25 protein-coding genes are annotated in these 26,140 nt (G+C 73.8%); 9 read left to right on the top strand and 16 right to left on the bottom strand.

The window, feature by feature from the left end; translation table 11 throughout:
* Positions 1 to 87 precede the first annotated feature (87 nt).
* The 5 genes from ITJ40_RS09950 to ITJ40_RS09930 all read right to left on the bottom strand — a co-directional run bounded on the left by ITJ40_RS09950 (position 88) and on the right by ITJ40_RS09930 (position 5,256).
* Positions 88 to 1,692, bottom strand: a complete 1,605-nt coding sequence (locus ITJ40_RS09950; protein WP_194666843.1) for a threonine/serine exporter family protein — start codon at positions 1,690 to 1,692, stop codon at positions 88 to 90.
* A gap of 80 nt (positions 1,693 to 1,772) precedes the next feature.
* On the bottom strand, positions 1,773 to 2,672 hold the full coding sequence (locus tag ITJ40_RS09945) for an alpha/beta hydrolase (protein WP_194666842.1): 900 nt from the start codon (positions 2,670 to 2,672) through the stop codon (positions 1,773 to 1,775).
* 158 nt (positions 2,673 to 2,830) lie between these two features.
* Positions 2,831 to 3,775, bottom strand: a complete 945-nt coding sequence (locus ITJ40_RS17250; protein ID WP_194666841.1) for an alpha/beta hydrolase — start codon at positions 3,773 to 3,775, stop codon at positions 2,831 to 2,833.
* A 149-nt stretch (positions 3,776 to 3,924) separates the two neighbouring features.
* Positions 3,925 to 4,584: a hypothetical protein gene (locus ITJ40_RS09935; protein ID WP_194666840.1), complete on the bottom strand. Its 660-nt coding sequence runs from the start codon at positions 4,582 to 4,584 to the stop codon at positions 3,925 to 3,927.
* A 51-nt stretch (positions 4,585 to 4,635) separates the two neighbouring features.
* Entirely contained in the window at positions 4,636 to 5,256 is a 621-nt protein-coding gene (locus ITJ40_RS09930; RefSeq protein ID WP_194666839.1) for a (deoxy)nucleoside triphosphate pyrophosphohydrolase, read from the bottom strand.
* 113 nt (positions 5,257 to 5,369) lie between these two features.
* Here ITJ40_RS09930 and ITJ40_RS09925 point away from each other — a divergent pair, with 113 nt between their 5' ends.
* On the top strand, positions 5,370 to 5,717 hold the full coding sequence (locus ITJ40_RS09925) for a LysR family transcriptional regulator (protein ID WP_194666838.1): 348 nt from the start codon (positions 5,370 to 5,372) through the stop codon (positions 5,715 to 5,717).
* Positions 5,718 to 5,755: 38 nt separating this feature from the next.
* Here the strand turns inward: ITJ40_RS09925 and ITJ40_RS09920 are convergent, their stop codons facing one another.
* Positions 5,756 to 6,592: an alpha/beta fold hydrolase gene (locus tag ITJ40_RS09920; protein ID WP_194666837.1), complete on the bottom strand. Its 837-nt coding sequence runs from the start codon at positions 6,590 to 6,592 to the stop codon at positions 5,756 to 5,758.
* 124 nt (positions 6,593 to 6,716) lie between these two features.
* Between ITJ40_RS09920 and ITJ40_RS09915 the strand changes: the two genes are divergently transcribed.
* The 4 genes from ITJ40_RS09915 (at position 6,717) to ITJ40_RS09900 (ending at position 11,847) form a co-directional block, all read left to right on the top strand.
* A complete protein-coding gene (locus ITJ40_RS09915) occupies positions 6,717 to 8,432 on the top strand; it encodes an AMP-binding protein (RefSeq protein WP_194666836.1) in 1,716 nt (571 codons plus the stop codon).
* Between the two features lie 114 nt (positions 8,433 to 8,546).
* On the top strand, positions 8,547 to 9,215 hold the full coding sequence (locus ITJ40_RS09910; protein ID WP_194666835.1) for an FMN-binding negative transcriptional regulator: 669 nt from the start codon (positions 8,547 to 8,549) through the stop codon (positions 9,213 to 9,215).
* Entirely contained in the window at positions 9,212 to 10,777 is a 1,566-nt protein-coding gene (locus tag ITJ40_RS09905) for an amidohydrolase (protein ID WP_194666834.1), read from the top strand. Before ITJ40_RS09910 ends, ITJ40_RS09905 begins: the two co-directional genes overlap by 4 nt.
* 41 nt (positions 10,778 to 10,818) lie before the next feature.
* Positions 10,819 to 11,847: an NADPH:quinone reductase gene (locus tag ITJ40_RS09900; RefSeq protein ID WP_194666833.1), complete on the top strand. Its 1,029-nt coding sequence runs from the start codon at positions 10,819 to 10,821 to the stop codon at positions 11,845 to 11,847.
* An 88-nt stretch (positions 11,848 to 11,935) separates the two neighbouring features.
* Here ITJ40_RS09900 and ITJ40_RS09895 read toward each other — a convergent pair whose 3' ends face one another.
* The 5 genes from ITJ40_RS09895 to ITJ40_RS09875 form a co-directional block, all read right to left on the bottom strand.
* Positions 11,936 to 12,229, bottom strand: coding sequence for a hypothetical protein (locus ITJ40_RS09895; RefSeq protein WP_194636341.1), 294 nt, complete (start codon positions 12,227 to 12,229; stop codon positions 11,936 to 11,938).
* 155 nt (positions 12,230 to 12,384) lie between these two features.
* A complete protein-coding gene (locus ITJ40_RS09890) occupies positions 12,385 to 13,092 on the bottom strand; it encodes an NAD(P)H-hydrate epimerase (protein WP_194666832.1) in 708 nt (235 codons plus the stop codon).
* Entirely contained in the window at positions 13,089 to 13,904 is an 816-nt protein-coding gene (locus tag ITJ40_RS09885) for an esterase (RefSeq protein ID WP_194666831.1), read from the bottom strand. The genes ITJ40_RS09890 and ITJ40_RS09885 overlap by 4 nt, the downstream gene beginning before the upstream one ends.
* 115 nt (positions 13,905 to 14,019) lie before the next feature.
* Positions 14,020 to 15,048, bottom strand: a complete 1,029-nt coding sequence (locus ITJ40_RS09880) for an LLM class flavin-dependent oxidoreductase (RefSeq protein ID WP_194666830.1) — start codon at positions 15,046 to 15,048, stop codon at positions 14,020 to 14,022.
* A gap of 96 nt (positions 15,049 to 15,144) precedes the next feature.
* The gene (locus tag ITJ40_RS09875) at positions 15,145 to 16,584 is read right to left on the bottom strand and encodes an MFS transporter (protein WP_194666829.1); all 1,440 of its coding nucleotides are present in this window, start codon (positions 16,582 to 16,584) and stop codon (positions 15,145 to 15,147) included.
* Positions 16,585 to 16,688: 104 nt separating this feature from the next.
* On the opposite strand from ITJ40_RS09875, the gene ITJ40_RS09870 reads away from it, so the two are divergent.
* Together ITJ40_RS09870 and ITJ40_RS09865 are read left to right on the top strand one after the other, a co-directional pair.
* Entirely contained in the window at positions 16,689 to 18,500 is a 1,812-nt protein-coding gene (locus tag ITJ40_RS09870; protein WP_194666828.1) for a gamma-glutamyltransferase, read from the top strand.
* Complete coding sequence (locus ITJ40_RS09865; protein WP_194666827.1) at positions 18,497 to 19,030, top strand: iron-sulfur cluster assembly scaffold protein; 534 nt, start codon at positions 18,497 to 18,499, stop codon at positions 19,028 to 19,030. Before ITJ40_RS09870 ends, ITJ40_RS09865 begins: the two co-directional genes overlap by 4 nt.
* Before the next feature lie 10 nt (positions 19,031 to 19,040).
* Here ITJ40_RS09865 and ITJ40_RS09860 read toward each other — a convergent pair whose 3' ends face one another.
* The 4 genes from ITJ40_RS09860 to ITJ40_RS09845 form a co-directional block, all read right to left on the bottom strand.
* Positions 19,041 to 20,162, bottom strand: coding sequence for an LCP family protein (locus tag ITJ40_RS09860; RefSeq protein WP_194666826.1), 1,122 nt, complete (start codon positions 20,160 to 20,162; stop codon positions 19,041 to 19,043).
* Positions 20,163 to 20,465: 303 nt separating this feature from the next.
* A complete protein-coding gene (locus ITJ40_RS09855) occupies positions 20,466 to 21,017 on the bottom strand; it encodes a peptidoglycan-binding protein (RefSeq protein WP_194666825.1) in 552 nt (183 codons plus the stop codon).
* Positions 21,018 to 21,708: 691 nt separating this feature from the next.
* On the bottom strand, positions 21,709 to 22,230 hold the full coding sequence (locus tag ITJ40_RS09850) for a peptidoglycan-binding protein (RefSeq protein WP_194666824.1): 522 nt from the start codon (positions 22,228 to 22,230) through the stop codon (positions 21,709 to 21,711).
* A gap of 355 nt (positions 22,231 to 22,585) precedes the next feature.
* Positions 22,586 to 23,209, bottom strand: a complete 624-nt coding sequence (locus ITJ40_RS09845; protein ID WP_194666823.1) for an NTP transferase domain-containing protein — start codon at positions 23,207 to 23,209, stop codon at positions 22,586 to 22,588.
* A gap of 238 nt (positions 23,210 to 23,447) precedes the next feature.
* On the opposite strand from ITJ40_RS09845, the gene ITJ40_RS17060 reads away from it, so the two are divergent.
* Together ITJ40_RS17060 and ITJ40_RS09835 are read left to right on the top strand one after the other, a co-directional pair.
* Positions 23,448 to 23,645, top strand: a complete 198-nt coding sequence (locus tag ITJ40_RS17060; protein ID WP_228511903.1) for a hypothetical protein — start codon at positions 23,448 to 23,450, stop codon at positions 23,643 to 23,645.
* Positions 23,646 to 23,719: 74 nt separating this feature from the next.
* Complete coding sequence (locus ITJ40_RS09835; RefSeq protein ID WP_194666822.1) at positions 23,720 to 24,520, top strand: phosphatase PAP2 family protein; 801 nt, start codon at positions 23,720 to 23,722, stop codon at positions 24,518 to 24,520.
* 14 nt (positions 24,521 to 24,534) lie between these two features.
* On the opposite strand, the gene ITJ40_RS09830 is transcribed toward ITJ40_RS09835, so the two are convergent.
* Entirely contained in the window at positions 24,535 to 25,986 is a 1,452-nt protein-coding gene (locus ITJ40_RS09830; RefSeq protein WP_194666821.1) for an amidohydrolase family protein, read from the bottom strand.
* Positions 25,987 to 26,140 lie beyond the last annotated feature (154 nt).

Genomic DNA, 26,140 nt, shown 5'->3' with positions numbered 1-26,140 from the left:
TCCTCCTCGCGGGTGGGTGGCGTCCCGCATGGGGACAGGTGGATCCAGGCTATGCCCGGGCTCCGCGGCCGCCGGTCGCGTGCGAGGTCAGCCGAGGTCCGTGCCGCCGCCCGCCGGGCGCTGCGGCGCGTCGAGCAGCGACGGGTCGCGGATGATGCCGATCGGGGTCGTGTCGAGGCGCACCGACTGCACCACGACGCGCTTCGCCCGGCGGCGGAGGTGGCGACGCGCCTGCGGCGTCGCGAGCAGGCTGCCGAGCACGAGGCCCGCGCCGATCGCGAGGGTCGTCGCCATCGCGCCGACGAACGCGCCGGTCGCGCCGGACGTGCCCGCCATCGAGTTGAGCAGCGCCGAGGCGACCGCGAGCGAGGGCAGGAGGGACCCGCAGAAGGCGGGCACCGCGATCGCCGTGGCTGACACCCGGACGCGCGCCGCGACCACCGTGCCGAGCGCGCCGAGCAGCGTCGCCACCAGGAACGTCGCCGCGAGCAGCGGGACGCCGGCGGCCTTGAGGATCCAGAGTGACACCGTGCCGACGAGCGCCATGCCGATCGCGACGGGCATCACGCGCGCGTTGGCGCCCTGCGTGATCCCGGTGGCGCCGGCCGCGAAGAACGTGGTGATCAGCAGCATCCAGAGGGGGAGCGCCCGCAGCGTGATGTCGGTGGGATCCACCTCGATGTCGACCCCGGCGGTGAGGGCGAGGCCGCCCGGGATCCCGACGGCGATGCCCGCGACGATGAGCACGATGATCATCGCCCGCGACAGCGCCATGGCCCGGAAGCCGGAGATCGCGTCCTGCGCCCAGGTGACGATGGTGACGTGGGGGAGGATCAGCACCACCACGGCCGCGACCATCGCGGCGGCGCTCCCCGCGGGCATCACGCCCGACCAGATCGCGAGCGTGCCGACGGCGGCGACGATCGCCGACTGCACGGCCACCACGAAGAACGGCGGGATGCCGCGGCGCGACAGCTGCCGGCCGAGCACCATCGCGCCGATCATCAAGAGGAACGCCCCGACGGCACCCGGCAGCGAGCCGCCCGCCTGCAGCGAGACGGAGACGCCGAACAGGCCCATGGCGGCGTCGGTGATCCACGACGGCCAGCGCGGCGGCGACCGGAGCACCTCGACGAGGCCGTCGACGGCGCTCGTCATGTCGCGGTCGTCGTGCAGCAGCTCGTCGACGATCTGGTAGACGAGCGAGAGCCGGTGCAGGTCGCTGCCCTCGGCCGTGACGACGCGCAGCTTCACGAGCGGCGGACCCTCGAGCGGCGCGTACTGGATGGTGATGGCCGTGCCCGTGATGTCGAGCTCCAGCGGCGCGAGGTTCCACTTGGTGCTCACGGCGACGATCGCGATCTCGACCGCGCGGACGTCGGCGCCCGACGCGAGCATCACCTCGCCGAGGTCGAGGCAGAAGTCGACGATCTGGCGCGGGGAGTAGAGGTCGCCGAGGCGCCCGTGCGCGGGCTCGGTGCCCTCGTAGATGGTGCCGCGGAGGCGGGCGCGGACGTCGCGCATCTCCTGCGGGTTGACGCGGCGGCGGCGCTGGCGCGGCGGGCGCGCGGCCCCGGGATCCCGGCGGGGGCGCCGCGAGTCGCCGGGCGGCGGGGTGGTGCTCAGCGCGATCAGCGCTCCGTTCGGTGGCCGGCCCGCGTCGAGCGGGGGCGGATGGTGGTTCGTCCCCACCCTAGGCGCCTGCCCGGGGGACACGCCCGCGCGGCGCCCGACCGGATGGTCGGACGCCGCGCGGGATGGAGCGGAGGGGATCAGCCCTTGGGGCAGGAGCTGATCGACGCGGTGATGGGACCGCCGACCTTCGGGGCCGGGCAGATGAACTTCGCGTAGGCGCTGTTGCCGTCGAGGTAGCGCTTGAGGAACGCCGTGACCGCGGTGCGGATCGTGGGGGTCGGAGCGCGATGGCCGGCGTAGTGGTCGAGGCCCTTCAGCTCCAGGTACTGCTTCGGCGTGCCCGCGGGGATGGAGTCGTACGCGGGCTTGCCGAAGTCCGCCGGGACGGCGACGTCGTCCTTCTGGCCCGTGATGACCAGCGTGGGCACCGTCAGCTTCGGGTACGCCGGGTACTGCGCGTCCGGCTGGTCCGCGGGCGGGAAGTCGTACGGCATGAGCGTGACCGCTGCCTTGATGGACGGGCGCGACTGCGCCGCCTGCATCGTGCCGCCGCCGCCGAACGAGTAGCCGAGGAGGGCGACGTCGTTCGCGGACACCTCGGACTTCACCGCGCTCGTCCCGGTGAGGTAGTCCGCGGCGGCGAGCATCTCGGTGGCGCGCTGGTCGGGCAGGTCGTACACGTCGAGGGTGTCGATGGCGAACGCGACGAAGCCCTGCGAGGCGACGAGCTCGGCCGTCGCCTTCTCGTCGGCGTTCGTGTCGGTGAAGCCGGGGGTGATGACGACGGCGCCGAGGACGGGCTTGCCCGTGTCCTGCGGCGTGTAGATGACGCCGCCGCCGAACGCCTTCACGGCCGTCTTCGGGACGACCGTGGTGCGCACCGCGAAGGGCGCGTGGTGCGGGACGGCGGTGCGCGCGGCCGCGTGGTGGACGGGCGTGGACGCCTGCGCGGCGGTGGGGATAGCGAGCGTGGCGACGAGGGCGAGCGCGGCGACGGCCGCGGGACGCGAGCGGAGCGCGGAGATCATGGCGGGCATGGGCGTCTCTCTGTTCGATGGGGGGAGCCTGCGGCGCTCGCCGCGGACGGAGGTTCGTCAGGACATTAGGGGCGGGCGACGCAGACCCCTGCCCCGTCCTCCCCAGCCGGGCCGCCTGGGGATGATCTGCGCGCGAGACGCGGGAGGCGTGCGGGGGATCAGCTCGTGCCGCAGGAGCTCGTGGATGCGCTGATGGGACCGCCGACCTTCGGGGCCGGGCAGATGTCCTTCGCGTAGGCGGTGTCGCCGTCGAGGTAGCGCTCGAGGAACGCGGTGATGGCCGCCCGGATCGTGGCGGTCGGCTTCCCCATGCCGGCCGCGTGGCCGAGCCCCGTCAGCTGGAGGTACTGCTTGGGGGTGCCGGCCGGGATGGAGTCGTAGGCGGGCTTGCCGAACTTCGCCGGGATCGCGGTCGCGTCCTTCTGCCCGGTGATGATGAGCGTCGGCACCGTCAGCTCCGGGTACGCGGGGTGGACCGCCTTCGGGTCGCCGGCGGGCGGGTAGTCGTATGGCATGAGGGTCAGCGCGGCCTTGATCGACGGGCGCTCCTGCGCGGCCTGGAGCGTCCCGCCGCCTCCCATGGAGTAGCCGAGGAGCGCGACGCGGTCCGGGGAGACCTCGCCCTTCACGGCGCTCCGGCCGGTGAGGTAGTCCGCGGCTGCGAGCATCTCGGTCGCGCGCTGGTCGGGGAGGTCGGCGCGGTCGCGCGTGTCGATGGTGAAGACGACGAAGCCCTCCGCGGCGAGCTCGGTGCCGTAGACGGCCATGTCCGACTTCCTGCCGTGGAACCCGGGGGTGACGACGACCGATCCGAGGACCTTCTGCCCGGCGCCCCGCGGCGCGAAGATCGTGCCGCCGCCGAAGCGCGCATCCGCCGTGGCGGGGACGACGATCTGGTCGACGGCGGGCGGCTGGGGAGCGTGCGCGACGACGGGGCGGGGGACGGGCCGGGTCACGGGGTGGTGCGCGGCGACGGGCCGGGTCACGGCGTGGTGCACGGGCGCCGCGGCCTGGGCGGCCGTGGGGACGGCGAGGGCGGCGACGAGGGTCAGGGCGGCGATGGCGGCGGCGCGGGAGCGGAACGCGGGGGGTGTCGCGGGCATGGGGCGTCTCTCGGATCGGGTCGGGGAGGTCCGCGGCGACGGCCGCCGGACGGAGGTGGACGCTACGGCGGTCGACGCTCCCGCCGGACCCCGTCGTCCCCAGCCCCCGCCCGGGGGCGTGGCCGATCCCGCCCGTCCGCGCCCCCGCGTCAGCGCAGCAGCCGGCCCGCCCCGAGCGCGATCTCCCGTCCGAGCCCCGCGTCGACGACCACCGGCACGTCGGCGGCGACCTGCGTGCCCTCGGGGACCCATGCCCGGCCGCGGGCCACGAGGATCACGAGCCCCTCGACGTCGCCGACCGCGGCGAACCCGTCCGTGGCGAAGCCGCCGTAGGGGTGGAGGCCGGCCTCCGCCAGCAGCCCGACCGCGGCGGGCACGTCGTCGACGACGACGCCGACCTCGCTCACCGAGACGACGTCGGATGCCCGGAACGGCTCGCGCGCACCGGGGCCGGGTGCGAGGGCGCGGCGCTCGATCAGCTCCAGCACCTGCGCGTCGGGTCCGCGGAGGTAGACCGAGCGCGAGTCCCACGTGCCCGGCCCCGCGAACTCGTCCCGTCCGTCGGGCGCGATGACCTCCGCGCGCTCGCCGATCCACGCGCGCGCGGCCGCGAAGGAGCCCGTCGGGATCGTGAACGCCAGGTGGTGCGCGCCGCGGTATCCGGGGTCCCGGTCGAAGCGGAGGCGGGTCGTCCCGACCTCCACCTCGGCGGCGTCCTCGGTCGTGCGCACGGGGAAGCCGAGCGCGCGGTAGGCGTCGGCGACCTCGGCGGTGTCGCGGGCGGGCAGGGTGACGGCGTGGATGATCATGCGCCGATCCCAGCAGGTGAAGGTCGCTTGAGGTCAAGCTCTCGCGACGGATCAGCCGAGGACGTCCCGCACGTGCGCCAGGGACAGGCGGGCCGCGACCGCGATGCGGTGCTCGTCGAGCCCGGCCGCGTGGGCCGCGCGCACCGCCACGGCGAGCGCGTCGAGGGATGCCTGCGCGCCCTCGGCCGCCTCCGCGAGCAGGGCGGCGTGCCGGTCGTGCGCGGGATCGGCAGCCCGCGGCGGCGCGCCCACGTCGATGACCCAGTCGGCGTCCGGGTGTCGGGCCTGGATCACCAGGCGGCGCACGGCGGGCAGGTCGGGCGCCGACCAGTCGAGCTCGCCGAGGTCCGCGAGCGGCACCCAGCGCAGCTCGTCGTGGTCGGTGCTCGTCGTCGGCAGCGGGCCGAGGGGATCCGCCCGGTAGCAGGCGAGGTCGATCACGCGCTCGCCGACGGGCACCTCGGAGCGGTCGACGAGCGCGCCGACAGTCACGTCGATGCCGAGCTCCTCGCGGATCTCCCGCGCGAGCGCCGCCTCGGGCGTCTCGCCGGGCTCCACCTTGCCGCCCGGGAACTCCCACGTGCCCGCGCCCTGCTTGTGCGCCGCGCGGCGACAGGCGAGCGCGCGCCCGTCGCGGACGAGCACCGCCGCCACGACCTCGAGTCCCGCCATGCCGTGCCTCCCCACAGACGCCGTCCGCCGCCTCGACGCTACCCGCCCGGCGGCGGCCGACCCGCCCTGTACCGTGGGACATCCGGCATCCGCCGCGACGAGAGGCACCACGCGTGAAGATCAGCCACCAGCGACACTTCGTGGTCGCGGCCGAGGTGCTGCACCTGCCGAAGGCGGCGGATCAGCTCGGCATCTCGCGCGCGAAGCTCGCCTCCTCCATCCGCGCGATCGAGGAGCACTACGGCCGTGCCGTGTTCGACCCGCAGAGCACGGAGACGCGCCTGACGAAGACCGGCCGCCTCGCGTACGACGAGGCCATCGAGGAGCTGGCGAAGCCGTCCACCCCGCCCGAGGCGCCGAAGCCGCCGGCCGGCGGGAAGGCGAAGGCCTCCAAGGGCCAGGGCCGCGCGCCCGTCGTCAAGGGCCAGCCGAAGCCCTACAAGCGCACGCAGGGGCGCTGACCCGATCGGATCAGCGCCCCTGCGGGTGATGCGCGGAGCTACTTCCTCAGGAACTCCAGCACGGCCTGGTTCCACTCCTCGGGGTGGCTGACCGTGACGCCGTGCGGGGCGTCCTTCACGACGTGCAGCTCGGAGCCGGCGATGGCGCGGTGGGTGCGCTCGCCGGATCCCTCGAACGGCACGGTCGCGTCGCTGTCGCCGTGGATGACGAGCGTCGGCACCGTGACCTTGGTGAGGTCGTCCCGGAAGTCCGTGGTCGCGAACGCGGCCATCGACGCGAGCGCCGCGTGCTTCTTCGACTGGTGCGCGAGCGCGATCGCCTCCTGGCGCTCCGCCTCGGTGACCTTGAGCACGCCGTTCGCCGAGTAGAAGCCGGTCGTGAACTCGTCGTAGAAGGAGTCCTCGTCCTTGGTCAGGCCGGCGGTCATCTCGGCGGCCGCGTCCTTGGTGAGCGGGCCGTCCGGGTTGTCGTCGGTCTTCTCCAGGTACGGCGGCACGGCGGAGGCGAACACGACGCTGTGCAGGCGCTCCTCGCCGCGCGTCCCGATGTAGCGGGCGATCTCGCCGCCGCCCATCGAGAAGCCGACGAGCGTGACGTCGCGGAGGTCGAGCTCGGTGAGCACGGCGTCGAGGTCGGACGCGAAGGTGTCGTAGTCGTAGCCGGTGAGCGGCTTGTCGCTGCGGCCGAAGCCGCGGCGGTCGTAGGTGATGACGCGGTAGCCGGCGGCCTGGAACGCGGGCACCTGCTTGCTCCACGACTCCCCGGAGAGCGGCCAGCCGTGGATGAGGACCACGGGGCGGCCCGTGCCCCCGGTGTCGTCGACGTGCAGGTTCGTGTCCTTCAGGAGCCCGTGGTGGGCGGTGATCTCGGTCATGCGGTCGTCCTTCCCTCATTCATGAGTTCGTGCACTACTGAAATGCTTCGGAGCCGTCCGCCGAGCGGTGCGGTCTCCGGATCGCCTGCGGCGCGCACCGGGGCGCGGGCAGCAGGATGGACCCATGCCCCGAGCCAACTCCTCCTACCGCACCGCCCGTGACCTCTTGCAGGAGATGCGCACCGACCGGACATCGGCGGTCGCGCGCTTCGCGTGGCCCGACGTGGGGGACTCCTTCAACTGGGCGGTCGACTGGTTCGACCGGATCGCGCGCGGGAACGACCGCCTGGCGCTGCACGTCGTCGCGGGCGACGGATCCGAGCGCCGCCTCACCTTCGACGAGATGGCGACGCGCTCGGACCTCGTCGCGACCTGGCTGGTCGCCCGCGGCGTGCGGCGGGGCGACCACGTGATGCTCATGCTCGGCAACCGGGTGGAGCTGTGGGAGACGATGCTCGCGATCATGAAGGCGGGCGCCGTGATCCTGCCCACCTCGACCGTGCTGGGATCCGCGGACCTCGCCGACCGCGTCGCCCGCGCGGGCGTGCGCCACGTCATCGCCGACCTCGCGCACACGGCCGTCTTCGACGACGTGCCGGGGGAGTACGCGCGCATCGCGATCGGCGCGGCCGGTGAGGCGTCGGTGCCCGACGGCTGGGCCGACTACCGCGACGCCGACGATGCGCCCGCCGACCCGGTGGGCGTCGAGGTCGCGTCCACGGATCCCGCGCTCGTCTACTTCACGTCCGGCACCACGAGCAAGCCGAAGATGGTCGTGCACACGCACGTCTCCTACCCGGTCGGCCACCTCACGACGGCCTACTGGCTGGGGCTCCAGCCCGGCGACGTCCACCTCGCCATCAGCTCGCCCGGCTGGGGCAAGCACGCGTGGAGCTGCTTCTTCGCGCCGTGGATCGCCGAGGCCACCGTCTTCGTGCACGACTACGCGCGCTTCGACGCGCACGCGCTCGTGGAGCAGCTCGACCGCGCCGAGGTCACGACGTTCTGCGCGCCGCCGACCGTGTGGCGCATGCTCATCCAGGCCGGGATCCGCGAGCGGCCGGGGAGGCTGCGGGAGATCATGTCCGCAGGCGAGCCGCTCAACCCCGAGGTCATCGCGCGCATCGAGGAGTGGTGGGGCCTCGTGATCCGCGACGGCTACGGCCAGACCGAGACCACGGCCATCGTCGCGAACGCGCCCGGCGATCCCGTCGTGCCGGGCTCGATGGGCACGCCGCTGCCGGGCGTCGACCTCGTGCTCGTGGACCCCGTCACGGGCGAGCGCGCCGACGAGGGCGAGATCTGCCTCGACCTCGCGACGCGCCCCGTGAACCTCATGGCCGGGTACCTCGGCGACGACGCCCGCACGGCCGAGGCGATGCGCGACGGGTACTTCCACACGGGCGACGTCGCCCGCCGCGACGCCGACGGCACCATCACCTTCATCGGCCGCACCGACGACATCTTCAAGTCGTCGGACTACAAGATCTCGCCGTTCGAGGTCGAGAGCGTGCTCATCGAGCACCCGGCGGTCGCGGAGGCCGCCGTCGTGGGGGCTCCGGACGACGTGCGGCTCAACGTCGCGAAGGCGTACGTGCACCTCGCCGCCGGATGGGAGCCCGACGAGGCGACCGCGCTCGCCGTGCTGAAGCATGCGCGCGAGAAGAGCCCGGCGTTCATGCGCGTGCGGCGCGTGGAGTTCGGCGAGCTGCCGAAGACCGCGTCGGGGAAGATCCGCCGGGTGGAGCTGCGGCAGCGCGAGGTGGCCGCATCCGACGCCGGCGAGCGGCTCGACGGGGAGTGGCGCGACGACCAGTTCCCGGGGCTGCGGGCGCGCTGACGCGCGGCCGGCGCGGGTCGTACGCGCGGTGACGGGAGCGGCGTCCGGCGGCCGGTAGCATCCCGTCATGCCCCTCGCCTCCCCGCCCGCCCTCGAGCCGCGGCGGGCCGCCCGGTGAGGGAGAACCCGTCCTTCGCGCTCGAGGACGTCGCCGAGATCCGCCGCCTCGTGGACGAGAACCCGTGGGGCACGATCGTCAGCGGCACGGGCGCCGGGCTGGTCGCCTCGCACTACCCGGTGCTGCTGGATCCCGCGCGCGACGACCTCACGCTCCTCACGCACGTCGGCCGCCCCGACGAGCGGATCCACGAGCTCGGCCAGCGCGACGACGCGGACGGCGAGGTGCTCGTCATCGTCCAGGGCCCGCACGGCTACGTGTCGCCCGGCTGGTACGACGCCGACCCGGCCGTCCCCACCTGGAACCACATCAGCGCGCACCTGACCTGCCGCGTCGAGATCCTCTCGGCCGAGGAGAACCTGCGGGTCCTCGGCCAGCTGGTCGATCGCTTCGAGGACCGCATGCCCGAGCCGCGCCGCATGGACGGCACGCTCGAGGACGCGGCCTACGCGGCCCGGATCAGCGCCGGCACCGTCGGCCTCCGGCTCGTCGCCACGCGGTTCGTCGCCAAGGCGAAGCTCAGCCAGAACAAGCCCCCGCACGTCGTGGAGCGCGTGCTGCACGAGCTCGAGCACGGCGCGGAGTACCCGAACGAGGCGCTCGCCGCGGAGATGCGGCGCGCCAGGGACCGGGCCGCGGGCGGATCCACCGGGGCCGACGCGTGAGCGGCCTGCTCCTCGCGGGCGGCCGCCTGCCCGGATCCGACGCGCCCGTCGACGTGCTCGTGCGCGACGGCGTCATCGCGTCCGTCGGGCCGGCCGGATCCGCGGACGCGTCGGGCGTCGAGACCCGCGCGCTCGACGGCCGGTTCGTGATCCCGGGCCTCTGGGACAACCACGTGCACTTCACGCAGTGGACGAAGGTGGCGCGCCGCCTCGACGTCTCGCGTGCGTCGTCCGCCGCGGAGGCCGTCGACCTCGTGCGCGACGCGCTGGCCGCCCGCGCGGCGTCCGCCGGATCCGGCCCCGTCACGCGCGCCGGCGCCCCCGAGGCGCTCGTCGGCTACGGCTTCCGCGACGGCCTCTGGCCCGACCTGCCGACGAAGGACCTGCTCGACGCCGTCGCGGGCGACATCCCGGTGCTCCTCGTCAGCGGCGACCTGCACTGCTGCTGGGCGAGCTCGGCCGCGCTCGCGCCGCACGGCTACGGGGATCACCCCACCGGCCTCCTGCGCGAGGACGACTGCTTCGACTTCATGTACCGCGTGGAGGAGGGCGACGCGTCGTCGCTCGACACGCAGGCCGTGCAGGTCGCCCGTGAGGCCGCCCGCCGCGGCGTGGTCGGCATCGTCGACCTCGAGATCGACTGGAACGCCGACCGCTGGCGCCGCCTCGCCGCCCTCGGCCACGACGCGCTCCGCGTGGAGGCCGGCATCTGGCCGCAGGACCTCGACCGGGCGCGCGACGCGGGCCTCCGCACCGGCGACCCGCTCGAGGGCACGGGGGGCCTCGTGCGGGTGGGGCCGGCCAAGGTCGTCACCGACGGATCCCTCAACACCCGCACCGCGTACTGCTTCGACCCGTACCCCGACCTCGACGGCCAGGGCGGCGACGCGCACGGCGGCGCGTGCGGCCAGCTCTCGGTCCCGCCCGAGGAGCTGCGCGGGCTCATGGAGCGCGCCGCCCGGCAGGGGCTGCGGCCCGCGATCCACGCCATCGGCGACCACGCCAACCGGCTCGCGCTCGACGCGTTCGCGCACCTCGACCGCGTGCTCGGCGGCGCGCACCGCGACGCCGACGGCACGGCCGGATCCATCGAGCACGCCCAGCTGCTGACGCACGAGGACGTGGCGCGCTTCGCCGCGCTCGGCGTGGTCGCGAGCGTGCAGCCCGAGCACGCCATGGACGACCGCGACATCGCCGACGTCTACTGGGCCGGGCGCACGGCCCGTGCCTTCGCGCTCGCCGACCTGCGCGCCGCGGGCACGCGCCTCGCGCTCGGCTCGGACGCGCCCGTCGCCCCGCTGGACCCGTGGGCCACCATGAGCGCCGCCGTCGGCCGGTCGCGCGACGGCCGGGAACCATGGCACCCCGAGCAGGCCATCGACCGCGCGGCCGCGCTCGACGCCTCCGTGCGCACGCGCGTGGCGGCGGGGGAGCGGGCCGACCTCGCGGTCGTCGACGCGGATCCGCTCGCGGGCTCCACCTCCGCCGACGACCTCCGCGCGATGCGGGTGTCCGCGACCCTGCTCGGCGGCCGGTTCACGCACGACACGCTCGGCGGCTGAGCGGCAGGAACACCGTACGGTCGCCGGGCGTTGGGCCCAGCATGAGAGCGATCACCTACACCCGCACGGGTGCCCCCGATGTCCTGCAGCCCGTCGACCGCGACGAGGCCGCCCCCGGATCCGGCGAGGTGCGCGTCCGCGTCGTCGTCTCCGGCGTGAACCCGACCGACTGGAAGTCCCGCGACGGCGGGGCGCCCGGTCAGGAGCTCCCGTTCCCCGAGGTCGTCCCGAACCAGGACGGCGCGGGGATCGTCGACGCCGTCGGCCCGGACGTCACCGACCTCGCCGTCGGCGACCGGGTCTGGATCATGCTGGCCGCCCACGGCCGCCCCACCGGCACCGCGCAGGAGAAGACCGTCCTCCCCGTCGACCGCGTCGCGCCCCTGCCCGACGGCCTCTCCTTCGACCTCGGCGCGAGCCTCGGCGTGCCCGCCGTCACCGCCCACCGCGCCCTCACCGTCTCCGAGGACGGCCCGTCGCGCCTCGCGCCCGGCGCCCTCGCCGGCACGCACGTGCTCGTCGCGGGCGGCGCGGGCGCGGTCGGCCACGCGGCCATCCAGCTCGCGCGCTGGGCCGGCGCGACCGTGATCACCACGGTCAGCTCGCCCGAGAAGGCCGCCCTCGCGACGGCCGCCGGCGCGCACCACGTCGTGGACTACAAGCACGGCGACGCGGTCGCGGAGATCCAGACCATCGCGCCGGACGGCGTCGACCTGATCGTCGAGGTCGCCCCCGCGCAGAACGCGGAGCTCAACCAGGCGGTCGCGAAGAACCGCGCGTCGGTCGCCGTCTACGCGAACAACGGCGGCGACACCGTCACCCTGCCCGTGGTCGACAGCTTCGTGAAGAACCTGCGCTACCAGTTCCTGCTGCTCTACACGGTGGGCCGGGAGGCGCTCGACGCCGCCCGCGCGGACATCCACCTCGCCCTCATCGACGGCGCGCTGCCGGTGGGCGAGGAGGCGGGCCTGCCCCTCACCCGCTTCGCGCTCGAGGACACGGCCGACGCCCACCGCGCGGTCGAGGACGGCGTGACCGGCAAGGTGCTCATCGACGTGACGCCCGCCTGATCCACCGGGCCCCTGACGACGGATGGCCGCACCGCCCTCGGGCGATGCGGCCATCCGTCTGCGGGCCGCCGGTCGGCGGCGGATGCGGCTACTCGGTGCCCGCGACGCGGCCCCGGGAGCGCGGCCGGGCGAGCAGCCGCTGCATCACGAGCGGCGCCAGGGCGCTCGCGTTGAGGCAGGTGGAGATCAGGAACGTGATGGCGAGCAGGTTCGTCGGGATGTCCCACGCGTCCCCGAGGAGGTGCAGCGCGAGCACCCCCAGCGAGACCGCGAGCAGCAGCCACGACGATCCGCGGAGCCACCGCGGGGTGCGCGCCCCCGCGAGGGCGACGACCGCCATGACGGCGGCGTTGGCGATGGCGAGGGCGAGCGGGCCGGTCATGCCGGCCCTCCGCCTGGAGCGAGGTGCGTGATGGCGTGATCGTGCATGGTGTCGTCCCCCTTCGACGGGCCGGATGGCCTGCCTCGACTCTTCCGCAGGGGGAGCGTGGGGTGAAGTCGGCGCTATCGGGGACACGGGACAGCCCGGGCGCGTCGTCAGGGTGCGGCGCGCACCCGCGGCGTCGTCCCGGAGAGGTCGAGGCCCACGTCGACCAGCTCCACGCGGCCGCCGAGCGCGCGGCCCGGTCCCCGCAGGAGACCGGGCTTTCCCGCGCCGAACGTGACCGTGACGTCGGCCGGCAGCACGGTCGGATCCGGCACCCGGCCGTCGTCGCAGCCGACGCCGCTCGGGATGTCGCACGCCACGACGACGGGGCCGTCGGCGGCGCGGACGACGGGCAGGAGCGCGGACACCACCCGGCGCGCCTCGCCGCGGAGGGCGGGGCTCGCGGTGGTGCCGATGCCGAGGATCCCGTCGACGACGAGCGCGGAGGCCCGGCCGAGCGCCGCCACGCCTGCGTCGTCGAGCTCCTCGGACGTCGTGATCGGCACGCCCGCAGCGGCCACCCGTGCGGCACCGGCCTCGTGGATCCGCGACGCCGTGCGGATCACCCGCACCTCGCGTCCGTCCCGGGCGAGCTCGGCCGCGGCGAGCAGGGCGTCGCCGCCGTTGTTGCCCGCCCCGACCAGCACGAGCACGGCCCCGGCGGGCACCTCGGCGCGGCAGACGCGCGCGAGCCCCGCGGCCGCGACGCGCATGAGCTGCGCCCCGGCCGCCAGCAGCGGGGCCTCGGCGGCGCGGATGTCCGCGGCCGCGTAGCCGTCCGCGATCGTGGCGCGGTCGCTCGTGGCGGGCTCGCTCACGACGGCACGATCCGCTCCACCAGCATCTCCGCCCACGCCCGGTAGACGCGGCCGTACAGGGTGTCCTCGGGGTTCGGCGCCGTGAACTCGGGGATCCGCCAGGCCGGGAACGGCACGCTCTCGGCGCGGTCGTGCCGCGCGACGACCCGGCGGGTGCTGCGGTTCAACGCGTCGGCGTGGCGTCCCACGGCACCCGCGATGAGCGGCGGCGTCACGGGGGAGATCTCGAGCGGCGGCACCTCCGTCACGAGCACGAGCGCGCCCTCCGGCATGCGGGCCTGCATGCTCGTGATGCACGCGTCGAGGAGCGACTCCCACAGCGGCGTCGGGGTGAAGCGGATCGCGTCGCCGATGCCGAGCGCCACGACGGCCACGTCGGTGCTCGCCCAGGCCGGGAACGCGTCGAGGCCCGCGCGCCAGGAGCGGACGGTGAAGTCGGGGAAGGACTGCACCGACCAGAAGACGCCGCGGCCGGTGCGGACGGCGAGCTTGTGCGCCACCTGGCCGGCGACGCCGAGGTCGTGCGACACGGTCTGGTAGCCGACCGCGGTGCCCTCGCCCACGACGGCCAGGCCGTAGGGATCCGGCCCCGGCAGCGAGCCCGTGGGGGAGTCGCGCGGGAAGGTGGCGCGCCGCATCTCGCGGTAGAGCACGCGGTACTGGAGGAGCCCCACGGTGGCCGACCGGAGCGACGCGAGCGGCCCGGCCGAGAGCGCCCGCCAACCCGGTGCGGAGAGCGCTCCCCGGGTGTCGTGCGCGTCGGCGGCGTCGTCGCGACCCGGTTCGGCGTCGGGGGGCGGTGCGCCGGTCATCGCAGCCCGTCCCGTCCGTCGCGACGCCCCCGGAATGAGGACGATCGCAGGATATCCCGTGCACGGGCGCCCCCTCCACCGCGACGGGGGTGACGGGGGCGCCGCGGCGGCCGGATCAGGCCAGGATGTCGCGCACCATGGGCGCGACGATCGTGCCGTAGCGCTCGATCCCGCCCATCATGCGCTCGTGCGAGAACGGGCCCGCGCTGTACTTGAGGTCGAAGCGCGTGGCGCCCACGGCCTTCAGCGTCGCGGCGATCTTGCGGGCGACGGTCTCGGGGGATCCGACGTAGAGCGAGCCGTGCTCGATCTCCTGCTCGTAGGACGCGCGGGCGAGCGGCGGCCAGCCGCGGTCCTTGCCGATGCGGGCGTGCATCACCTGGTAGTCGGGGAAGAACGCCTCGCGCGCCTCGGCGTCGGTCGCGCCCACGTAGCCGGGCGAGTGGATCCCGACGGGCAGGCGCGGCTGCTCGAGCTGGTCGAGGGCGCGCGCGAACAGGTCGGCGTAGGGCGCGAAGCGGTGCGGCTCGCCGCCGATGATCGCGAGCATGAGCGGGAAGCCGTGGCGCGCGGCGCGCACGACCGACTCGGGGCTTCCTCCCACGCCGACCCAGGTCGTGAGGCCCTTCGCCGTCTTCGGGAACACGTCGTGGTCGGTGAGGCCGGCGCGCGTCGACCCGCTCCAGGTGACCGGCGTCTCCTTCACGAGCTCGGCGAAGAGGCCCAGCTTCTCCTCGAAGAGGCGCTCGTAGTCGCTCAGCTCGTAGCCGAACAGCGGGAACGACTCGGTGAAGGATCCGCGGCCGAGGATGACCTCCGCGCGGCCGTCCGACACGGCGTCGAGCGTCGCGAAGCGCTGGAACACGCGCACCGGGTCGTCCGAGCTGAGGACGGTGACGGCGGATCCCAGGCGGATGCGGTCGGTCTTCGCGGCGATGGCGGCGAGCGCGACCTCGGGGGCGGAGATCGCGTAGTCGTCGCGGTGGTGCTCGCCGAGGCCGATGAAGTCGATGCCGACCTGGTCGGCCAGCACGCCCTCGGCGACGACGTTGCGGATCACCTCGGCGTAGGGCAGCTCGTGGCCGTCCGGTCCGACCGTGACGTCGCCGAACGTGTCCAGTCCGAGCTCGATCTCCTGCGCCATGCTGCCCTGCTTCCCTATCTATGCGAACGTATGCATCTGGGTCAACTGTAGGGGCGGGGTCGGCATTCCCGCGAATCCGGCGGGCGGTCCGTCGGGTCAGTCGACGACGGGCGCCGCGCGCGCGATCTCGGTGTCCTCGACGCGCGACTCCGGCATCAGCAGGCCCGCGACCACGGTGGCCAGGGCGCACACGCCGACCGCGAGGAAGACGGCGCCGGACGCGGCGATCACGGCGTCCGGATCCTTCTGCCCGCCGGCCGACGCCGCGAAGATCGCGTTGGCGATCGCCCCGAAGACGGCGACGCCCACGGCGCTGCCGATCGACCGGGCGAAGAGGTTCGCGCCCGTGACGACGCCGCGCTCGCCCCAGCCGACGCTCGACTGCGCGCCGATGAGGCTGGGCGTCGCGACGAGGCCGAGGCCGAGGCCCACCACGAAGCAGCCGGCCGCGATCCCGGCGAGCGTGGGCGTGCCGGCGAGCGCCGCGATGGATCCGGTGCCGACGATCGTGAGCGCCATGCCGATGAGCACGGTGCGGCGGAACCCGATGCGGAGGTACAGGCGGCCGGAGAGCGACGCCGAGATCGGCCAGCCGATCGTGAGGGCCGCGAGCGCGAGGCCGGAGACGAGCGGCGTGACGCGCAGCGACCCCTCGAGGTAGGTGGGCACGTAGGAGGTGAGCCCGATGAGGATCGCGCCGACGCCGAGCGAGACCAGGGTGGTCGTGAGCAGCAGGCGCCGCGAGAACACCCAGAGCGGGAGCACGGGCTCGGCCGCGCGGCGCTCCACCAGCAGGAACGCGACGATCAGCACGGCGCCGACCGCGAACGCGCCGATGCTCGGCACGGAGTCCCACGCCCAGGCCTGGCCGCCCTCGAGCACCGCGAGGATCAGCAGGCTGAGGCCCACCGTGAGGAGCGCGGCGCCGGCGTAGTCGACGCGGTGCTTCGTGCGCTCGATGGACTCGTGGAAGCGGCGGACGATCATCCACCCGGCGAGGAGGCACAGCGGCACGTTGACGAAGAAGATCCACCGCCAGGTCGTGAACTCGGAGAACACGCCGCCGAGCGTCGGGCCGACCACGCTCGAGACGGCCCACACGCTCGCGAGGTAGCCCTGCGTCTTCGCGCGCTCGGCGACCGTGTAGATGTCGCCCGCGATCGTGATCGCCATGGGCGCGACCGCGCCGGCGCCGAGGCCCTGGATCGCACGCGCCGCGATGAGCGCGGGCATGCTCCACGCGACCCCGCACAGCACGGATCCCACGAGGAACAGGCCGATGCCGATGAGGATGATCGGCTTCCGTCCCACCGTGTCGCTGAGCTTCGCGTAGAGCGGCACCGACACCGCCTGCGCGAGCAGGTAGATGGAGAACAGCCACGGGAACGAGGCGAAGCCGCCGAGGTCGTCCACGATGGACGGCACGGCCGTGGCGAGGATGGTCGAGTCGATGGCCACGAGGCCCGTCGTCATCATCAGGGCGATGAGGATGGGTCCGCGCTCGGATCGGAATCCGACGCCAGTGGTGTCAGTCATGGGCCTCCCGGGTCGAACGGTGAACGGCCGCAGGGCCGCGCGCATTCCCGCCCCGGGTGGAACGGGTGTGGTCGACTGGGGCATCCCCACCGGAAGGACCCCCTGTGACATTCCGCGCGCCCGACGCATTCACCACCCGCCCCACGCTCCGCGGCACGTTCGGCATGAGCGCCTCCACGCACTGGCTCGCCTCCGGCACCGGCCAGGCCGTGCTGGAGCGCGGCGGCAACGCCTTCGACGCCGCGGTCGCGAGCGCGTTCGTGCTGCACGTCGTGGAGCCGCACCTCAACGGGCCGGGCGGCGACATGACCGCCGTCGTCCACGTCGCGGGGGAGGAGGCGCCGAAGCTGCTCATGGGGCAGGGATCCGCGCCCGCCGCCGCGACCCCCGAGCGCTTCCGCGCCGAGGGCCTCGATCGCGTGCCCGGCGCGGGTGCGCTCGCCGCGGCCGTGCCCGCCGCGGTCGACGCGTGGTTGCTGCTGCTCCGCGACCACGGCACGTGGGAGCTCGCCGACGCGTGGGCTTTCGCCATCGGGTACGCGCGCGACGGGCACCCCGTGCTCGAGAGCGTGCGCCGCACCATCGCGGGCGTCGGCGACCTCTTCCGCGACCACTGGTCCGCGTCGGCCGCGTTCTGGATGCCGGACGGCGACGCGCCCGTCGCGGGGTCGCTCGTGCGGAACCCGGCGTGGGCGGCGGCGATGGAGCGGATCCTCGCCGAGGCGTCGTCCGCGGCCGGCCCGCACGCGACGCGCGAGGCCCGCATCGAGGCCGCCCGCACCGTGTGGGCCGAGGGCTTCGTCGCGGAGGAGATGGTGGCGAGCGTGCAGGATCCGCACCGGCACTCCACGGGGGCCGACCACTCCGGGCTCCTCACCGCCGCGGACCTCGCCGGCTCGCGCGCCTCGTGGGAGGACGCGGTGTCGGTCGAGTTCCGCGGGCTGCGGATCTGGAAGACCGGCGCCTGGGGACAGGGCCCGGCGCTGCTGCAGGCGCTGATGATCCTCGACGGGTTCCCGGACGAGGAGATCGACCCGGCGACGGCCGCGGGGATCCACCGCATCATCGAGGCGCAGAAGCTCGCGCTCGCCGACCGCGAGGCGTACTACGGCGACGCCGTGCCGGGCGGCGCGCCCCTCGACGTGCTGCTGAGCGCGGAGTACGCTGCCGAGCGGCGCGCGCTCATCACGGACGCGGCGTCGCACGAGCTGCGTCCCGGCCGCGTCGACGGCGTCGAGCCGTTCCTCCCGCCGCTCGTCGTCGAGGGCGACGCGCCCGCGTCCGCCGGCGGCACGGGCGAGCCGACCGTCTCCCGCACGGGCGAGACCCGCGGCGACACCTGTCACCTCGACATCGTCGACCGCTTCGGCAACATGATCTCCGCCACGCCGTCCGGCGGCTGGCTCCAGTCGTCGCCGTTCATCCCGTCGCTCGGCTTCTGCCTCGGCACGCGCCTGCAGATGACGTGGCTCGAGCCCGGCGGCCCGTCGTCGCTCGTGCCCGGGCGCCGGCCGCGCACGACCCTGACGCCCACGCTGATCACGCGCGACGGCGAGCCGGTGGAGGCGCTCGGCTCGCCCGGCGGCGACCAGCAGGACCAGTGGCAGCTGCCGTACCTGCTGCGCACGATCGTCGGCGGGTTCTCGCCGCAGCAGGCCGTCGACGCGCCCACGTTCCACACCACGAGCGTCCCCGGATCGTTCTGGCCGCGCACCTGGACGCCCGGCGGCCTCGTCGTCGAGGGCCGCGTGGGCGACGACGTCATCGCCGACCTGCGGGCCCGCGGGCACGTGGTCGAGGTCGTCGGCGACTGGACGCTCGGGCGCCTCTCGGCCGTGACGCGGGATCCCGCCACCGGCCTGCTCGGTGCCGCGGCCAACCCGCGCGGGGCGCAGGGCTACGCGGTCGGACGATGACGCTGGACCGGCAGATCGCCTCGGCGCTCATCGCGGACCACGCCCGGCGCCGCATCGGGAGCGACGCGGCGCTGCGGGCGGCGTCGGCACCCGGCCGGTTCGTCGCAGAGCCGGACGCCGCCACCCCGTCGGCGGGCGTCGTGCTCGGCGCGTCCGAGCAGCGGAACGCGACGTGCGGCGACGTGGTCGACCTGCGGGTGCTCGCCGCGGATCCCGCGCACCCGGCCGTCGACGCGGGCGCGGCCGTGGATCCCGCCGAGCCGATCGTCGTCCGCTGGCACGGGCGCGGCTGCACGGTCTCGCAAGCCTCCGCGTCGATGCTCGCCGAGCTCGTCGAGGGGCGGACGGCCGCGGAGGCGCAGGCGCTCGTCGTCGAGCTGCGTGCGCTGATCCGCTCCTACGAGCTGCGGCCCGGCGCCGAGGACCGCCTCGGTGACGCCTTCGCCCTCGCGGACTCCGGCCGCTACCCGCTCCGCGGCACGTGCGCGCTGCTCGCGTGGCACGCGCTGGAGGAGGCGCTCGCGCGCTGAGGAGGGTCCGTCAGCCGTGCGCGCACGTCTCCTCGGCCGCGGTCTGGCCGGTCACGTCCTTCGGGAGCACCGTGCCGGCGTCGGGGGCCGGGCTCGCGGTGCCGGCGGACGGATCCGCGGACGGCGCCGGGGTGGACGTCGGCGCCTGCACGCCGCCGCCGATGGAGCCGGGCGCGAGGCTGAAGTCGGAGTCGGAGGACACCACGCCGATGAGATCCTTCCCGGCCTGCGTGTCCGGGTCGACGCGACCGTCGTCGCGTCGGATGCTCGGGTACTGCACGAACGTGAAGCGATCCGCGGGGATGTCCTTGACGGTGAGGGCGATGGAGGCGATGGCCGCCGGGCTGTCCATCGACGTCGAGAGGCTCATGTTCTCCACGACCGCGCGGGCGATCTCGTAGACCTTCGCCGGGTTCGTCAAGGTGCCGCTGCTCGTCACCGTGCGGACGAGGGCTCCGAGGAACACCTGCTGGTTGCTGATGCGATCGATGTCGCTCGCATCGCCGACGCCATGGCGGGTCCGTAGGAACTCGGCGGCCTCGTGGCCGTGGATGACGTTGATGCCGGCCGGCAGGTCGAGGCTCGTGTACTTGTCCTTGATGGGCTTGGCCAGGCACACGGGGACTCCGCCCACGGCGTCGGACACCGCTTCGACGCCCTTGAACTGCACGACACCGGCGTAGGGGATGTCGATCCCGGTGATGCTCTTGATGGTGCGGACGACGCAGCCCAGCCCGCCGCGGCTGAGCGCCGTGTTCAGCATCACGTGGGTCGCTCCTGGGACGTCCGACTTGCCGTCCTCGCTCTTGCACGACGGGATGTCGACGAGCATGTCGCGCGGGAAGGAGATGGCGGTCGCCCGCGTGTGATCCGCGCTGATGTGCACCAGGACGGTCGCGTCGTTGAGTCGACCCGTCCCCACGACCTTCGGGTCACCGAACCCGTCCCCCTGTCCGTCGCGGCTGTCGCTGCCGACGAGGAGGATGTCGGCGCCGCCGTCGAGGCCGCCGAGCGCTGGCGGGAGCGCGGCGCCGTCCGAGATGTCGACGGAGTTCGCGGCGACGGTGTTGCTGAGCTCCCATGCCGCGATGGCCGCGATCGACCCCGCACTGACGGCGGCTACCGCGCCCATGGCGGAGATCGTGAGGAGGACGGATCGGATCGCGCTCGGGCGACGAAGCCGACCGTGTCGGGCGATGCCCCCTGGTCCCTGGCGCGCGCGGCGAGGGGTCTCAGCGGAGGAGTTCGATCGTGCGTGGTCGTCGATGTTCACGGATCTCCAAATCGCGGTCGGCAGAGCGGGAGGAACCCCTCGACGTCGAGACGGGACGGGTGGGGGATACCTGCCGCGCCGACATGGTACATGCGGTGAATCCGGTGAATACGGGAGGGCGGGCGCGCGCTCTTGGCCCTGCCCCCGCCCACCCTTATTTCCTTACTGGCGAATTACATCGGCCGGCACGCGGCGGCACGTGTCGCCGGTGTGCAGCATCGCGGATCCGGTGTTCGGGCCGTAGACGCCGTCGACGGTGACGCCGATCTGCCGCTGTACGGCGAGGAGTGCGTTGTACGTCGCGGCTCCGAAGATGCCGTCCTCCGTCAGGCCGCGGTGGTAGCACTGGTTGAGTGACGCCTGCAGGGTCGCCACGCCTTCGCCTCGCGTACCTTTCTCCAGGGTGCAGCGGCCGGTCTCGATGCTCACGTCCTCGTAGGCCGGGAAGTAGTTGACGCGTTCGCCGGCCGAGTTGTTGTAATAGGAGTAGTGCTCGTTGCAGTAGCGCGAGGCGGCATCCGACGTCCTCACGTCAGGCGGGGTGCCGGTGCTGATCATCGTCTGGCTCGTCGACGTCGACCCGGATGCAGCAGGTGCTGCCGCAGGAGCCTGGTCCGCGCCCACCGCCATGGCGGCCGGCGCCTGCGTCAGGCAGGCGGCTGCGATGATTCCGGTGATGATCGCAAGGCGTGGGAGAAACGATACGGATGTCATGTGCAGAACCTCATTCTCGGACCTCCTTGGTCCTCGGCTGAACCGTAATGCTGCCGGCTCTCCGGATTGATTTCTGTGCACAGGAGCGGGCGCGTGGTCCTCGGGAACCGGGTCCTCTTTCTCGCTCCTGGAGGACCTCTCTCCGTCGTGCAATTATTTCTTGAATGTCGAAATGGAGAAACTCCGCAAGAGGTCGGTTTCTGGTGGAATCCGGCCTCCACGGGCAGACTCGCCCTCGGGTCGATGGCGCGGGATTCGTCGACTCACGCAGACAGTGCCTTCTGATCGCGCGAGATCGCCCGACTTCGCCCCCGCGCCGTCGTCCGGTGACGGCGCTGTTCATGGGCGAGCCGGCGATGGCCGCGATCGACTCGGCGCCGATAGCGGCGACCGCCACCAGCGCGGCAGCAGTGACGGCGACGGAGCGGATGGCAGGTGAGCGACGGAGCCGACCGTGCCGTGATGTTCCCGCCGATTCGGGCCTCGTACGCGATGGGTCTGTCTGGGTGCGTCCCGTCCTGCGGGTTCGTCGCGGGTCTCGGGGCTCCAGGTCGTAGTCAAAGCGAGGGGAATCCGTGCGATGTCGGGACGCTGCGTTCGTCGGATCTGTGACGCGGCGACACGGTACGACCATCGAATAGGAGAGCGCGGGCACGCATTCTCGGACACGTGCCCGCGCCAGGGTGTTCCTTTACTGGCGAAACACGGCGGACGGGACGCGTCGGCAGGCGTTGCCGGTGTGCAGCATCGCGGATCCGGTGTTCGGGCCGTATACGCCGTCGACGGTCACGCCGACCTGCCGCTGCACGGCGAGCAGCGCGTTGTACGTCGCGGCTCCGAAGATGCCGTCCTCGGTCAGGCCGCGGTGATAGCACTGGTTGAGTGACGCCTGGAGCGTCGCAACGCCTTCGCCTCGCGTACCCTTCTCCAGGATGCAGCGGCCCGTCTCGACGCTCGCGTCCTCGTACGCCGGGATGTAGTTGACGGTCGAGGGGTCTCCGCCCTGCAGATACGAGTAGTGCTCATTGCAGTAACGCGAGGCGGCATCCGACGTGCTCACCTCGGGCGACGAGGTCGTGGCCTTGGTGTCGTGGTCCGTCGTCGACGACAGAGATGATTCCGGTGCTGTGGGAACGTGTCCCGCATCAGCGGCCATTGCGGCGGGCGCCTGCGTCAGACATGCGGCGGCGATGATCCCCGTGATGATCGCCATGCGTGGGAGAAGTCGTGCGGATGCCATTCGTGAAACCCCATTCTCGGACCTCCTTGGCCCTCGAGGGGAACGGTAATGACGACGGTCACTGAGATCTGCACTTATGCACAGGGAGCGCGGCGCGATCGGTGGGACGCGCTTCTGTCATCCCTCGCCAACGGAATTCCGCGGTGCATCATGATGTTTTTCTTCTCGTGCTGGAACGGACGATCGCCGGGTGGATTCCGCTTGTGGTGAAAGCGCCCGGACCTGGCCCGAGGGTCCACGTGGCTCTTGCGTGGAGCTGACTGCCGAGGAGCGTCCGAGCCACGCGAGGGTGAGAGGTCGGCAGCCGTCCGACTGCGACTGCCATCCGTCAGGGTCGTAGGTCGACGTCCGCGCCCGTGCTGAGGTCGGCGGCCTCGACGAGCCGGGCGTCGTGGGCGGCCAGGTAGCGGCGCGCGCCCTCGTCGCCGCGCACGGATGCGGCGAGCGACTGCCAGTGGTCGCGGCCGAGGACGGTGGGGTGCCCGGGCCGGCCGCGGAACACGGCCTGGCGGAGCGTCGACGGATCCACCGGTGCCGTGTCGACCACCCGACGGATCGTGGACGCGTCGAGGTCGGGCACGTCGACCGGGACGACGGCCAGCGCGACGGGCGGCGGATCCAGGGCCTCCGCGGCCCGGAGCGCCGCGCGGAGGGAGGCGGACATGCCGTCGGCCCAGTCGTCGGCGCGGACGACGACCGCGTGGTCGGCCTCGGGAAGCGGGCCGAGCAGCGCCGCCGCCTCGTCGGCGGACGCGCCGAGCACCACGAGCACGGGGGAGCAGCCGCCGTCGGCGAGCGCGCGGATCGCGGTCGCGAGCCACGGCGTGCCGTCGGGATGCGTCGCGAGCGCCTTGGGACCGCCGAACCTGGTGCCCGCGCCGGCGGCGAGCACCACGCCCGCGATCCGCGTCGCCGAGCGCCCGTCGTCGTCCGCGCCCCGTGATCCCGCCATCCGCCCATGCTAGGAGCGCGCCCGCCGCGCCCTCGCCGTGCCCGGTCGCGCGGGACGCGCTCGATAGATGGATCCCGACACCGCGTTCGCGCTCGCCCTCACCCTGACGCTCGGCGTGCCGGTGCTCGTGATCCTCGTGGCAGTCGTCCTCGCCGTCGCCAAGGCCCGGTGATCCGGCTGGGGTTGGTACCTCGTCGGGAGCACGATCGTCGCGCTCGTCCTGGCCCTGGGTCTCGCCGTGCTCGCCGCGTGGGCGACGCGGGACGTCGTCGAGCAGCCCGACGGGGGCGCCGGCGCCTTCGGGATCGTGCTGATGGGCGTCATCGGCGGCGTCGCGACATTCGTCATCGGGCTCATCGCGGGCACCGCCGGCCTCATCGCGTCCGCCGTCCGCCGTCGCGACCGCGTGCCGTCCTCCGCCCTGGTCCACGGCTGATCCGGCGCGACCCTGTGCACGACCGTCGCGCCGCGGCGCCCGCAGCCGGATCCGCGACCGCGTCCGACCGCCCGATGCCCGACGGAATCGCCTCCACAGGCGACCGCCTGCCGCCGCGCCGCCGCCCCGATCGGACCCGCCCTCCCGGCCGCGTCACCCGCGCGGCGACGGGCGTCGCCACCCGCGTCGGCCCGACCGGGACCTTCGCCGCGTTCCTGGTCCTCGGCCTCCTCGTCATCACCGCCGCGTCGAGCCTGTTCGCGGGCCTCTACGTCGCGGTCGTCGACGACGACAGCGTCGCGCTCCTCGACGAGCCCGCGCTGCACCTCGCGATGGACGTCCGCTCGCCCTGGCTCGACACCGCCGTCACCGTCTTCACGGAGGCCGCGGGCGTCTACGCCGTGCCGATCGTGGGCGTCGCGGTCGTCGTCGCGCTCGCGATCCGTCGGCGCCAGTGGGTTCCGGTCGTGCTCGGGATCACCGCGGGCGCCGGATCCCTGCTCACGACCGAGGTCGGCAAGGAGCTCGTCGGCCGCGACCGCCCGCCGCGCGCCGACGCCGTGCCGCCCTACGAGACGTCGCCCTCGTTCCCGTCCGGGCACACCCTCAACGCGAGCGTCGTCGCCGGGATCGTCGCGTACCTGCTGGTGCTCCGGCAGATGCGGCGGGCGACGCGCGTGCTCACCTACGTGGTCGCGATCGCGTTCGCCGCCTCCGTGAGCCTCAGCCGCGTCTACCTCGGCCACCACTGGCTCACCGACGCGATCGCGGGCTGGCTGCTGGCGCTCGCGTGGCTGGCGCTCCTCGTCGTGGCGCATCGCGTGCGGCTGCGGCTGAGGGATGCGCGCGAGCGGGACGCCCGGGAAGACACCTGAACTGGCGGGCCTCGTCAGCCCGCCGACACCCGCCGCCCCTGCACGTGCACGCCCGCGATGGCGGGCTCGCGCAGGCCCATCAGGAGGGTGAAGAGGATCTGGTCGGTGGCGCGCTCGTCGTCGTCCGCGCGGATGCCGTGGGCGAGCGTGAGGGCGAGCGGCTCCCAGCGGTCGGGCGTGATCGTCAGGAAGTCGGCGTCCTTGCCCACGTCGAGGTTGCCGTAGCGCTCCTCCATGTCGAGCGCGCGGGCGCCCGCGAGCGTGCCGGTGAAGAGGAGCTCGGCGGCGTCGATCTCCACGCCCGCGTCGCCCGGCTCCGACAGGTGCACCTTGAACGCGTCGTTGAGCACGCGGGAGACGAGCCACTCGTCGCCGGCACCGACGTCGGATCCGATCGCCACGTTCACGCCCGACGCGACCGTGCGCCGCCACGGCATGGTGCCGGATCCGAGGAACTGCTGCGACGTCGGGCAGTGCGCGATGCTGCTGCCCGTCTCGGCGAGCCGCGCGAGCTCGGAGTCCTGGCAGTGCACCGCGTGCGCGAACACGCTGCGGCGGCCGAGGAGGCTGGATCCGCCCCGCTCCGACCCGGGCAGGAAGAGCCCGTCGTAGGTGTCGAGGTAGGTGTCGGTGCCGAAGACCTCGCGGACGGCGGCGATCTCGCCCGTGCCCGGCCGGTCGTTCTCGTTGAGGTGCGAGTGGAAGTGCACGCCCTCGCCTCGGGCCACGTCGTACAGCTCGCCGAGGCCGCGCAGCGTCGCGGGCGTGACCGAGAGGCTGAAGCGCGGGACGATCGCGACCTGCAGCGTCGCCGTCGTCGCGTCGCCCGTGTCCACGGCGTGCCAGCGGTCGATCTCCGCGCACGACAGCGCGATCGCGTCCTCCTCCGAGGTGAGGAGCGGGGTCGCGGGGCCGGAGCCGACCGTCTGGATCCCGCGGCCGCTGACGAGCCGCAGCCCCGCGTCGCGGGAGGCCTCGAACAGGGCGTCCTGCGCGTGCGGGAACGCGGATCCGAAGACGAGCGCGCTCGTCGTGCCGGCCATGATCCGGCGGCGCGTGAAGTCGGCGGCGATCATGCGCGCGAAGCCCTCGTCCGCGAGGCGCGCCTCGGAGGGGAACACGCACGAGTCGAGCCACTCGAGGAGCTGGCCGCCGCCGTGGGCGCTCGTCGTGTACGTCTGCGGGAAGTGCACGTGCGCGTCGACGAAGCCGGGGATGAGGAAGTCGGACGCGGAGCCGTGCACGGGCGCGTCGGCGAACGCGGCCGGGAGCGCGCGGAACGGGCCGACCCACGCGATCCGGCCGGCGTCGTCGACCGCGAGCGCGCCGTCGGGGACGGAGACGAGGTGGCGGCGGGCGTCCTGCACGAGCGGCGAGCCCGTGATGTGGAGGACGTGGCCGCGGTGGACGGCGCGGCGCCCGGCGGTGGCGGGCGGCGCGGGATGGGTGGTCCGGGGTTCGCTCATGCGGGGGGATCCGTTCGCTCGACTGGTGCGCGGCGGTGCTGGACGGCGGGAGCCCGAGGGCATCACGCGGGGCCGGATCCTGCTGCGGCGCGGCGTCGCGTCGCGCGGGATCGGGAACCCGGTCGATCGTCGACCTCGGGACGGGGCGTGAGGT

The sequence above is a fragment of the Clavibacter sp. VKM Ac-2872 genome (assembly GCF_015351105.1).
In the GTDB taxonomy this organism is placed as follows: domain Bacteria; phylum Actinomycetota; class Actinomycetes; order Actinomycetales; family Microbacteriaceae; genus Clavibacter.
The sequence above is the reverse complement of the archived record's forward strand: the minus strand, read 5'-3'. Positions and strand labels throughout refer to the sequence as shown.

Excerpts from the sequence above, each read along its gene's own strand:
- ITJ40_RS09830 (WP_194666821.1), bottom strand. The coding sequence starts at position 25,986 with ATGAGCGAACCCCGGACCACCCATCCCGCGCCGCCCGCCACCGCCGGG.
- ITJ40_RS09915 (WP_194666836.1), top strand. The coding sequence starts at position 6,717 with ATGCCCCGAGCCAACTCCTCCTACCGCACCGCCCGTGACCTCTTGCAG.
- ITJ40_RS09885 (WP_194666831.1), bottom strand. The coding sequence starts at position 13,904 with ATGACCGGCGCACCGCCCCCCGACGCCGAACCGGGTCGCGACGACGCC.
- ITJ40_RS09855 (WP_194666825.1), bottom strand. The coding sequence starts at position 21,017 with ATGACATCCGTATCGTTTCTCCCACGCCTTGCGATCATCACCGGAATC.
- ITJ40_RS09930 (WP_194666839.1), bottom strand. The coding sequence starts at position 5,256 with ATGGCGGGACTCGAGGTCGTGGCGGCGGTGCTCGTCCGCGACGGGCGC.
- ITJ40_RS09860 (WP_194666826.1), bottom strand. The coding sequence starts at position 20,162 with ATGGGCGCGGTAGCCGCCGTCAGTGCGGGGTCGATCGCGGCCATCGCG.
- ITJ40_RS09850 (WP_194666824.1), bottom strand. The coding sequence starts at position 22,230 with ATGGCGATCATCACGGGGATCATCGCCGCCGCATGTCTGACGCAGGCG.
- ITJ40_RS09935 (WP_194666840.1), bottom strand. The coding sequence starts at position 4,584 with ATGATCATCCACGCCGTCACCCTGCCCGCCCGCGACACCGCCGAGGTC.
- ITJ40_RS09880 (WP_194666830.1), bottom strand. The coding sequence starts at position 15,048 with ATGGCGCAGGAGATCGAGCTCGGACTGGACACGTTCGGCGACGTCACG.
- ITJ40_RS09845 (WP_194666823.1), bottom strand. The coding sequence starts at position 23,209 with ATGGCGGGATCACGGGGCGCGGACGACGACGGGCGCTCGGCGACGCGG.
- ITJ40_RS09865 (WP_194666827.1), top strand. The coding sequence starts at position 18,497 with ATGACGCTGGACCGGCAGATCGCCTCGGCGCTCATCGCGGACCACGCC.
- ITJ40_RS09920 (WP_194666837.1), bottom strand. The coding sequence starts at position 6,592 with ATGACCGAGATCACCGCCCACCACGGGCTCCTGAAGGACACGAACCTG.
- ITJ40_RS09875 (WP_194666829.1), bottom strand. The coding sequence starts at position 16,584 with ATGACTGACACCACTGGCGTCGGATTCCGATCCGAGCGCGGACCCATC.
- ITJ40_RS09945 (WP_194666842.1), bottom strand. The coding sequence starts at position 2,672 with ATGCCCGCCATGATCTCCGCGCTCCGCTCGCGTCCCGCGGCCGTCGCC.
- ITJ40_RS17250 (WP_194666841.1), bottom strand. The coding sequence starts at position 3,775 with ATGCCCGCGACACCCCCCGCGTTCCGCTCCCGCGCCGCCGCCATCGCC.
- ITJ40_RS09895 (WP_194636341.1), bottom strand. The coding sequence starts at position 12,229 with ATGACCGGCCCGCTCGCCCTCGCCATCGCCAACGCCGCCGTCATGGCG.
- ITJ40_RS09900 (WP_194666833.1), top strand. The coding sequence starts at position 10,819 with ATGAGAGCGATCACCTACACCCGCACGGGTGCCCCCGATGTCCTGCAG.
- ITJ40_RS09835 (WP_194666822.1), top strand. The coding sequence starts at position 23,720 with ATGCCCGACGGAATCGCCTCCACAGGCGACCGCCTGCCGCCGCGCCGC.